The organism is Pseudomonas sp. P4_D7 (genome assembly GCF_056401755.1).
On the sequence record NZ_JBFUIR010000068.1, the window covers coordinates 19,351 to 28,961 of the forward strand.

The following is a 9,611-nucleotide window of genomic DNA, read 5'->3' on the forward strand; positions in this document are numbered from 1 at the left end:
GCGCACTTATATCGAGCGTCATTTCGAGTTACCATTGCGACCTTTAAATTTACCCGTTTAATGCAGGAAGCAAACTTATGAGCAACAAGGCAGTTATCGTTTTCAGTGGTGGCCAGGACTCTACGACCTGCCTGATCCATGCACTGACCCACTATGATGAAGTCCACTGCATCACCTTTGATTATGGTCAGCGTCACCACGCGGAAATTGAAGTTGCGCAGCAACTTTGCAAACAGCTTGGCGTGACCGTTCACAAGGTAATGGATGTCTCTCTGCTGAATGAGCTGGCGATCAGCAGCCTGACCCGCGACAACATTCCCGTGCCGACCGTCAACAGTTCCGGAGAAAGTCTGCCGAGCACTTTCGTACCGGGAAGAAACATTCTGTTTTTGACCCTCGCGTCTATCTATGCGTATCAGGTTCAAGCCCGAACAGTCATTACCGGTGTTTGCGAAACCGACTTCTCGGGTTACCCGGATTGCCGCGATGAGTTCGTCAAGGCGTTGAACAACGCGCTTGAACTGGGCATGGATTACAAGTTACGTCTGGAAACGCCACTGATGTGGCTGAACAAAGCCGAAACCTGGGCACTGGCTGATTACCACAATCAACTGGACCTGATTCGTCATCAGACGCTGACCTGCTACAACGGTATAGCTGGAAGCGGATGCGGCGACTGTGACGCGTGCAATCTTCGCGCGAAAGGCCTCAACGAGTTCCTGGAGAACAAAGATCAGGTAACCAACAGTTTGAAATTGAAACTCAAACTAAAATAAGACACAAAAAAACGCTCGCCTGGGACAGTCCAAGCGAGCGCTTCTGCTATTCGATCAAACCTGGCTTCCCGTCAGATACTTCTTGAACAGCGACCGCGCCCCATAAGCGGGCATGATATTAAAGAAAGCAAAACCCACTTTGATCGCGATCTGCACATAGATCATGCTCAAGATCGCACTGTTCTCCATCGTTCCATAGAATGCGATGTAACAGAACAGAAAGCTGTCGATGATTACTGCAAACAATGTACTCAAGAATACTCGCAAGAACAGGAATCTGGAGTTGGTCAGTTCCTTGATCTTGCACAACAGATACGAGTTTATGTTTTCGGACACCAGAAACGATATCGAAGACGCTACCAGAACAGAAGACAATTGACTGATCACGTCATTGTAAGGTCCATCGAGCTTCCACCCCGGCAACCCCGGCAAATGGGTGGTGATCGCCAATAGAATGATAATCGCCGCATTGCTGATGAACGCAAAGAGAATTGCCCGGCGCGCCAGCCGCAGACCAAAGGTCTCGTTCAACAAGTCAACGATCAGAAAGGTCAGCGGGTAAAGAAAGGTTCCCGGGGTCACGACAATGTCAAAGTAATCCAGGTAGATCGGCTTGGTCGCCGCAATGCTGGTGAAAATATAAAGCGTGAACAGCATCAGGTTCAGAATGATGTAGATCATCCACGAACTTTCATGACGATCATTGATTTCGTATGCCGTCAGCGCCCCACCCTGGGAGTAGAACTTCTTGTAGAGGTTTTTCACTTCGATTTTATTCAGATTATCCATAATCTCACTATTCAACACTTCACTCAGTTTTATTTTAATTATCTTGCCTGTCGCAATGACCATGATAACGGCCAGGCTTTTTCCATTTTCGAACCCCAGCAATTTGTACTTGCTGTTTTCCATTTCAACACTGCAATCCATTAAATCGTTCCTCGATTACATCTCCGATCACGCATACACGATCCGCATCAAAGTTGCCTTCATGGCTTATAGATAACTTCGCTGTGATTTTGTCATACACCAGTTTTTCCCTGTCGCTGGTCGATGCTCCTTTCTGTACGATCAACAGCTCACCGGGTTCATGCAGACCGCTGATTTCGTTTTCCAGCAGCACACCAATCAGATTAAAAGAAGCGCCAAAATAGTAAGTCAATGGATAAATCGTCGCCAACTCACCAATTCTCTTATCCAGACTTTGCAGCAGCAGACTTTCTTTAATCACCGGAACCGCCGCCGGATTCATGTTTCCCTGCGGCGAAATACTGCTTTCGATTATTTCCTTCTCTTCAAAATCAATCGTTTCTATTTCCTCGTAAGACACGCCGAAAAAATCAGAAATCTTGCGTACAGTGGACTGCTGTACATTGACCACTTTGCCTTCAAGGATGTTGTAGATGGTGGTACGCGTCAAACCACTGGAGTGACACAAGGACAACTGCGTCTCCCCGCGACTCTTTATCAGGTATTTGATGTTGTTCTTCAGATTCTCCGATCTTTCTCTTCTGTGCATCACATGCTTATCATCCATTTTTAACTGCAATCAATGTCACGTCCCGAATGATCATTCCGGACATACACAAGTGAGGTAGGAAATTGCAGTTATATCCCTGTCAGTGCCGCGCAGGATCATAGCATTCTCCCTCCTTGGGTTCGGTATAAAAAGTCAGCTTTCACAGGCTGCTTCCGCCAACGTGCGGGGTCATTTCAGCCTCGGTAATGACTCGTCAGTTCCTTTCGACTTCCACCCATGGCCTGAAAATCGGCTCCGGGCAATGCCTGTTTTACACCCGACGCGACTACAAAAAGAATCATTTTCTTTGAAGAATGTTCATTTTTTTGATTAATTCTGTGGCGTTCCTCACTGAAAAATTTATGATGCGTCAATCCGGCGTCGCATTCTCAAGAGTGAAAGAACGAAAAAACGGGTGGGCCTGTACAGGGTTTAGTTTTGCGCGCACAGCGGTCAAAACACGGATTCGCCTGTACAGATCCGGCAAGCAAGGACATGCGCAAATCTCGCAAAACCAGGGAAGGAATCAAGCAATGGCAGTCATTACTGAACCGCTCAAGAACCAGGCTGACATGTTGCGTCGTGGCCTGACGGATCTTCGCGCAGAAGATGCCGAACTGGCGGCCATTCTCGACGCGGAAATCACGCGTCAACAGCACACGCTTTCACTGGTTTCCTCCTCCTGCGCAGTTCAGCCGCGAACCTTGGCGGCCTGCGCTTCCGTGCTGGTCAACGTGACGGCAGAGGGCATGTCCGGCAAGCGCCACAGTGCAGGGTGCGAGAACGTCGAACTGGTCGAGTCGCTGGCCATCCGCCGAGCGCGGCAACTGTTCGGCGCGCAATACGCCAACGTGCAACCACACTCAGCGTCGAACGCCATATACCAAGTCCTTACGGCCTTGATGGAGCCTGGCGATACCCTGTTGGGTATGGCGGTGGAGCACGGTGGTCATCTCACCCATGGCAGCCTCGCGGCGTTTTCGGGCGCCTACTACAAGGCGATCCAGTACGGCACGACATCCGACGGTCTTATTGATTACGACAAAGTGCGCCTGCTGGCGCTCGCCCATCGCCCACGCGTCATCCTCTGCGGCGCCACCGCCTATTCACGCGTAGTCGACTTCACGCGGTTTCGCGAAATTGCCGATGAAGCCGGGGCCATCCTGCTCGCCGACATTTCGCATATCGCCGGGCTTGTGGCCACCGGTCGGCATCCAGGTCCGATCGACGCCGCACATGTCACCGTCACCTGCACGCACAAGCAACTCGCCGGGCCTCGGGGTGGCGTGATCCTCAGCGGTGCTGATGCGAACACCAAGATTCCCGGCTTGAGAACCACCTTCAGTCGCCTGCTGGATGAAGCCGTTTACCCGCGAATGCAGGGTGCGCTCGCTGCCAACATGATCGCTGCGAAGGCTGCCGCGCTGGGTTACGCCATGTCGGCAGAATTCGACGTCTGCATGGCGCAGATCCGCAGTACTGCGGATGAAATGGCCCGCGCCTTCCAGGCACAGGATTACGAAGTGGTTGGCGGCTGCAGTGAAAACCATACGGTACTGGTTCGCTTGCGTGGCGACATCACGGGCGCTATCGCGGAGGCGGCACTGGGTCACTGCGGGATCATCGTCAATCGCCATCGCGTTCCCGGCGATCACCGCTCGACACTGGTGACGAGCGGACTGCGCATCGGCACGGGCGCTCTGGCGCAACGCCGGGTCGATGTCCACGGCAGCCGCCAGATCGTCGATTTGATAGTGCGGGTTCTGAATACGGTAGCGCCGCTCGGCGAACAGGATTACACACTGGAACCCCTGCTCCTCGCGCAGTTTCGCTCAGAGGTCGAAACCCTGTGCAGGGACTATCCTCTCGCCGACTACCAATAGCGCTCCAACATTTTCAGCCATAAAAAAACCCGGCACTCAGGCCGGGTTTTGTTTTTCTGCATCAGCGCTTACTTGGCAGCACCTGCCGCGTGCACGGCCTGCTGCGCGCCGCGCTTGTTCTTGATCACGTAGCAGACCCACATGAACACGACCCACACCGGAATCGCATACACCGAGATCTGAATGCCCGGGATCAACAGCATCACGCCGAGGATGAAGGCGACGAATGCCAGGCAGATGTAGTTACCGTACGGATACCACAACGCCTTGAACAGCGGCGTCTGTTTGGTCTTGTTCATGTGCTGGCGGAACTTGAAGTGCGAGAAGCTGATCATCGCCCAGTTGATCACCAGCGTCGCAACCACCAGCGACATCAGCAGTTCCAGCGCGTGTTGTGGAATCAGGTAGTTGAGCAGCACAGCCACCAGCGTCACTGCCGCCGAAGCCAGAATCGAACGCACCGGCACACCGCGCTTGTCGATTTTCGCCAACACTTTCGGCGCATCGCCCTGCTCGGCCATGCCCAGCAGCATACGGCTGTTGCAATAGGTGCCGCTGTTATACACCGACAACGCAGCGGTCAGGACCACGAAGTTGAGGATGTGCGCGGCGGTGTTGCTGCCGAGCATCGAGAACACTTGCACGAACGGGCTGCCGCTGTACGAATCGCCAGACGCGTTAAGGGTTTCCAACAGGCTGTCCCATGGCGTCAGCGACAGCAGGATCACCAGTGCACCGATGTAGAAAATCAGGATTCGGTAGATCACCTGATTGATCGCTTTCGGGATCACGGTTTTCGGCTTGTCCGCTTCAGCGGCGGTGAAACCGAGCATTTCCAGACCGCCGAAGGAGAACATGATGATCGCCATGGCCATCACCAGACCGCTCACACCGTTCGGGAAGAAACCACCGTGCGACCACAGATTGCTCACCGAGGCTTGCGGGCCGCCGTTGCCGCTGACCAGCAGGTAGCTACCCAGCGCAATCATGCCGACGATCGCGACGACCTTGATGATCGCGAACCAGAACTCCGCCTCACCGAAGACTTTGACGTTGGCCAGGTTGATCGCGTTGATCAGCACGAAGAAAGCCGCTGCAGACACCCAGGTCGGGATATCCGGCGCCCAATAGTGAATGTATTTGCCGACCGCGGTCAGCTCCGACATGCCCACCAGAATGTACAGGATCCAGCAGTTCCAACCGGACAGGAACCCGGCAAAGCCGCCCCAGTACTTGTGCGCGAAATGGCTGAAGGAACCGGCCACCGGCTCTTCGACAATCATCTCGCCCAACTGGCGCATGATCATGAAGGCGATGAAGCCGCAGATGGCGTAGCCGAGGATCATCGACGGGCCGGCGGATTTCAGTACCCCGGCCGAGCCGAGGAACAATCCGGTACCGATCGCGCCACCGAGGGCGATCAGTTGAATATGGCGATTTTTCAGGCCGCGTTTCAGCTCGCCTGATTGCGAGGGTTGTCCACTCATGAAAAAGGTCTCACGCAAGGTTTGATGGTGTTCAGTAGACGTTGCTGCAAGGTTGCGATTTCAGGCAGCCCCGATCAAACCCCAGCGCAGGCACCAGGAGTTCAGCTTGTTTACAACGGTCATGCGTCACCTGTTTGTTTTTATCTGTGACGAAATCGAACCCGAAACGCTTGTGGCGCCACGGAGTGAACAAGGCGGATAGCCTTGAGATTTGCGCGATTACGCAGAGGGTCACAGTTAAAACGCGGCGCATTGTACACCGCTAACCCCCTGCTGCCAGACCCCGCTGGATCAGCGTGGCGGTTGCCGGGATTGCGTGTGTCCGCCTCGAGTCACTCGAGCGGCTGCAAAAATTGAGTCAGGCCTTTGCAGGCCATCGGCGTGGACGAGGAAAAAATCGTCCCACGGAGAGAGATGGAGATCAGTCACGGCGTTCATTGCGCCTCCTTCTTGTTATGCACCTGCACGACAGGCATGAGGCGCATCTCACCCTGCAAACGGCGCTGAAACAAGCGCGCCAGAGCCTTGTCCGGCCCGCGGCGGAGCAGGCTTCGGCAGCTTTTCCTTACAGCGATCATGACGGGTTGGTTTCCCTCGGTTTTACCGGCTTTTTTGTAAACATTTCTTTACGATGCGTAACGCAGAGTTTCCATTTCGGAAATATCTGTCAGACGTCTGCAAATTGACGGTAGCTAGCTTGCTAATGAAACGTGCCGTTTAGTTTTTTGTTTTCAAATAAGAAAACTGCCGCCGAAAAACAGAATAAAAAGTCTATTTAAAAATTAAATGAATAATTTTTTGCATTACAAAAAACCCTGAACTAGGTTCTTCACGTCTTGCCGGCCACCTCGACCGGCCAGTCACAACCGTGAATGTCATCTAGGAGATCGACCATGCAAGCACTGGAAAAAGACTTGGATACCGAACTGCAACTGGACGAATGGTTTGAAGCACCGACCCACGAGGCGGCTGTAGAAATGATGCAAGCCGACGCGGTAGTTCCGTTCGGCACGGCGATGTGGCCTCTGTAAGACATCTCCGGGCAGGCACGATCCGGCCGGTCGTGCCTGCCGCTTTCTACACGGTCAGTCAGGGAGGATTCATGGATAAGCCCCGCGCGATCTCGCATTTCCTTTACTACCTCGAACACCACCCCGCCCTTGCCGGCCTCGACTCGGCGAAGGTATTGCTCGGCCACACGGCTGATTACGAAGCGCTGACCGGCGCGATCGCCGAACAGGCAGGCGATCATCCTCGTTTCCAGTTCAGCAGCCGACGTCTGGACCTGGACAGCACTGCAACGCTGACCTCGGCAATCACCGACAGCGATCTGTACATTTTCTTCTACGACTCTTCCACCTTGCCCAACCCACGCCCCGACGGCCCGGAGTTCGTCCGCGCGCTGCAAGCGGTGATGGCGGAGAACTGGAAGAAGTCGCTGCTGTTCAAGGATTACGGCGATTATTTCTATGACACCTTCAGCGTCACGCCGCAGCGCATTGCTGGCCTGAACAGTCACCTGATCCAGCGTATGTCCCAGGCGACCACGCTGAGTTTCAAAGACGATGACGGCTCATGGTTTGAAACGCCGCTGAGCAGCATCAAGAAGTGGACCGATATCAACGGCATCGGCAACTTCGACCTGGCCCCCGGCGAAATCGCCACGCACAGCGAGGCCATCAATGGCCATGTGAAATTCAAGGGCACGTTCCTCAGCACCATCCCGTTTGCGCGCAAATACGGCGTACTGGAATCGCCGTTGGAGCTATGGATCGAGAATTCGACTATCAGCCGCATCGCCACGGAGGTGCCGGGGCTGGAGCATGATTTCAACAAGTACCTGGACGCCAATCCGTCGAACCGGCGGATTGAGGAGTTGGGGATTGGCACCAATGAAGGCGTGAAGGATTTGTATGCGCGTAATGCCGGGTTTGAGGAGCGGCATTGTGGGTTGCATCTCGGATTGGGCGGCGGGGCCAAGGGCAGCCATCACCTGGACCTGATCTTCTCCGGCGGGGTGTTGGCGCTGGATAACAAGCCGGTGTTTGATGGCCGGTTTGTGTTTTAGGACCGGCACCTGATCGTTCCCACGCTCCGCGTGGGAATGCAGCCTGGGACGCTCCGCGTCCCTCTAGAGCCGAACGCGGAGCGTCCGTTGAGGCATTCCCACGCAGAGCGTGGGAACGATCGGTCATACCTTTCATCAGACGAAAAAAAACGCCAACCCTGAGGTTGGCGTTTTGGCTTTGGCTTGAAGCGTGCCGCTAGAAGCTCGCAGCTGCCTTATTCCGGCTTCTTGCGACCAAACCCCGGACGCTGACCGGAACCGGCCGGTGCGCCACGACGCTTGCCCGACGGTTTGTCACCGTCAACCAGCTTGATCCCCGGACGCTTCGGCGCAGGTTTGGCCGGGCGCTTGTTGGTGGTGTCTGCTGGACGATCCGCCACAGGCGTGCCACGACCGGCAGGTGCACCACGCTCGCCACGCTCAGTGCGACCGTTGGCCGGACGCGGAGCGCGTTCGCCGTCACGGGCTACTGGCTTGCGACCTGGACGCTCGCCTTCGATCTGCGGTTCACGGCTTGGGCGCGGACCGGTCGGCGCGCCAGCGGCTGGACGCAGGGTGCGTACGCGCTCGGTCTTGGCCATCGGGCGCGACGATTTGCGCTGCATACGCTCAAGCTTGTCTTTGCTCTTGGCGTTCAGTTGCGGCATCGCTACCGGCGTCAGGCCGACTTCAGCACTGAGGATGTCGACTTCGTACTGGCTCATTTCGCGCCAGCGCCCCATCGGCAGGTCGGAGTTGAGGAACACCGGACCGAAACGCACGCGCTTCAGACGGCTGACCACCAGACCCTGCGATTCCCACAGACGACGAACCTCACGGTTACGGCCTTCCATCACCACGCAGTGATACCAGTGGTTGAAGCCTTCACCGCCCGGTGCCTGCTTGATATCGGTGAACTTCGCCGGGCCGTCTTCCAGCACGACGCCGGCCTTCAGGCGCTCGATCATCTCGTCGTCGACTTCACCGCGTACGCGCACGGCGTACTCGCGGTCCATCTCGTAGGACGGGTGCATCAGACGGTTGGCCAGCTCACCGTCGGTGGTGAACATCAGCAGACCGGTGGTGTTGATGTCGAGACGACCGATGTTGATCCAGCGACCTTCCTTCGGACGCGGCAGCTTGTCGAACACGGTCGGACGGCCTTCAGGGTCGTCACGGGTGCAGATCTCGCCATCGGGTTTGTTGTACATGATCACGCGGCGGACCGATTCGGCCGCTTCTTCGCGCTTGATCACCTTGCCATCAATGGTGATGGCGTCGTGCATGTCGACGCGCAGACCGAGGGTGGCGTCTTTGCCATTGACCTTGATCCGGCCCTGGCTGATCCAGGATTCCACGTCACGGCGCGAGCCGACGCCGATACGGGCGAGGACTTTCTGCAGCTTTTCGCCTGCTGGGCCGATTTCCTGGTCGTCTTTCTGAATGATGTCGCTCATCTGGGCACCTCCCGGTGTGGTCTGTTCAAGCGCTCTGAATTGGACGCCTGAAGCATTGAAATCTGGGTTCTCGGCCGAAGGGATCGGCGGAGGGTCGCGAATCATACGCGGATGTGCGCCATCGCGCATCAGAGACTAGTCGATCAGGCCAAGGTTATTTCTTTTTCCGCCGACCGGCGCCACCGAGTTTGATCAGGCGCAGCGCGGCTTCGGCCAGTACGCTGCGCTTGTCGTCCTTGTCGAGTTTCTTCCAGGCCTTGATTTCGCGCTTGCTGCGGCCGCAGCCGAGACAGATGTCGTCGGTGAATTTGCAGAGGCTGATGCACGGGTCTTTTGTTGAACTCATACCTACTCCAGAAACACACAAATCCCCTGTAGGAGTGAGCCTGCTCGCGATTGCGGTGTATCTGCCAAGAAGATGTCGACTGACACACCGCAATCG

The 9,611-nt window shown here is 55.6% G+C and carries 9 protein-coding genes; 4 read left to right on the forward strand and 5 right to left on the reverse strand.

Going from position 1 to position 9,611, the window contains the following annotated elements; translation table 11 throughout:
• Nucleotides 1–77 precede the first annotated feature (77 nt).
• The gene (queC, locus tag AC1DVF_RS26770) at nt 78–776 is read left to right on the forward strand and encodes a 7-cyano-7-deazaguanine synthase QueC (RefSeq protein ID WP_257357585.1); all 699 of its coding nucleotides are present in this window, start codon (nt 78–80) and stop codon (nt 774–776) included.
• Between the two features lie 54 nt (nt 777–830).
• Here the strand turns inward: queC and AC1DVF_RS26775 are convergent, their stop codons facing one another.
• On the reverse strand, nt 831–1,706 hold the full coding sequence (locus AC1DVF_RS26775) for a queuosine precursor transporter (RefSeq protein WP_093439557.1): 876 nt from the start codon (nt 1,704–1,706) through the stop codon (nt 831–833).
• Nucleotides 1,690–2,295, reverse strand: coding sequence for a helix-turn-helix transcriptional regulator (locus AC1DVF_RS26780; RefSeq protein WP_186624441.1), 606 nt, complete (start codon nt 2,293–2,295; stop codon nt 1,690–1,692). Before AC1DVF_RS26780 ends, AC1DVF_RS26775 begins: the two co-directional genes overlap by 17 nt.
• A gap of 533 nt (nt 2,296–2,828) precedes the next feature.
• Here AC1DVF_RS26780 and AC1DVF_RS26785 point away from each other — a divergent pair.
• Complete coding sequence (locus AC1DVF_RS26785) at nt 2,829–4,178, forward strand: serine hydroxymethyltransferase (protein ID WP_093439553.1); 1,350 nt, start codon at nt 2,829–2,831, stop codon at nt 4,176–4,178.
• A 68-nt stretch (nt 4,179–4,246) separates the two neighbouring features.
• Here AC1DVF_RS26785 and AC1DVF_RS26790 read toward each other — a convergent pair whose 3' ends face one another.
• Nucleotides 4,247–5,665, reverse strand: a complete 1,419-nt coding sequence (locus AC1DVF_RS26790) for an amino acid permease (RefSeq protein WP_186624426.1) — start codon at nt 5,663–5,665, stop codon at nt 4,247–4,249.
• Between the two features lie 893 nt (nt 5,666–6,558).
• On the opposite strand from AC1DVF_RS26790, the gene AC1DVF_RS26795 reads away from it, so the two are divergent.
• Together AC1DVF_RS26795 and AC1DVF_RS26800 are read left to right on the forward strand one after the other, a co-directional pair.
• Nucleotides 6,559–6,696, forward strand: a complete 138-nt coding sequence (locus AC1DVF_RS26795; RefSeq protein ID WP_003222780.1) for a hypothetical protein — start codon at nt 6,559–6,561, stop codon at nt 6,694–6,696.
• Nucleotides 6,697–6,767: 71 nt separating this feature from the next.
• Nucleotides 6,768–7,733: a M29 family metallopeptidase gene (locus AC1DVF_RS26800; RefSeq protein WP_186624427.1), complete on the forward strand. Its 966-nt coding sequence runs from the start codon at nt 6,768–6,770 to the stop codon at nt 7,731–7,733.
• Between the two features lie 215 nt (nt 7,734–7,948).
• Here AC1DVF_RS26800 and rluB read toward each other — a convergent pair whose 3' ends face one another.
• Nucleotides 7,949–9,169 (reverse strand): 23S rRNA pseudouridine(2605) synthase RluB, encoded by a 1,221-nt coding sequence (gene rluB, locus AC1DVF_RS26805; RefSeq protein WP_095050147.1) that lies wholly within the window; start codon nt 9,167–9,169, stop codon nt 7,949–7,951.
• Nucleotides 9,170–9,323: 154 nt separating this feature from the next.
• Nucleotides 9,324–9,515, reverse strand: a complete 192-nt coding sequence (locus AC1DVF_RS26810) for a DUF1289 domain-containing protein (protein WP_034153249.1) — start codon at nt 9,513–9,515, stop codon at nt 9,324–9,326.
• Nucleotides 9,516–9,611: the final 96 nt, after the last annotated feature.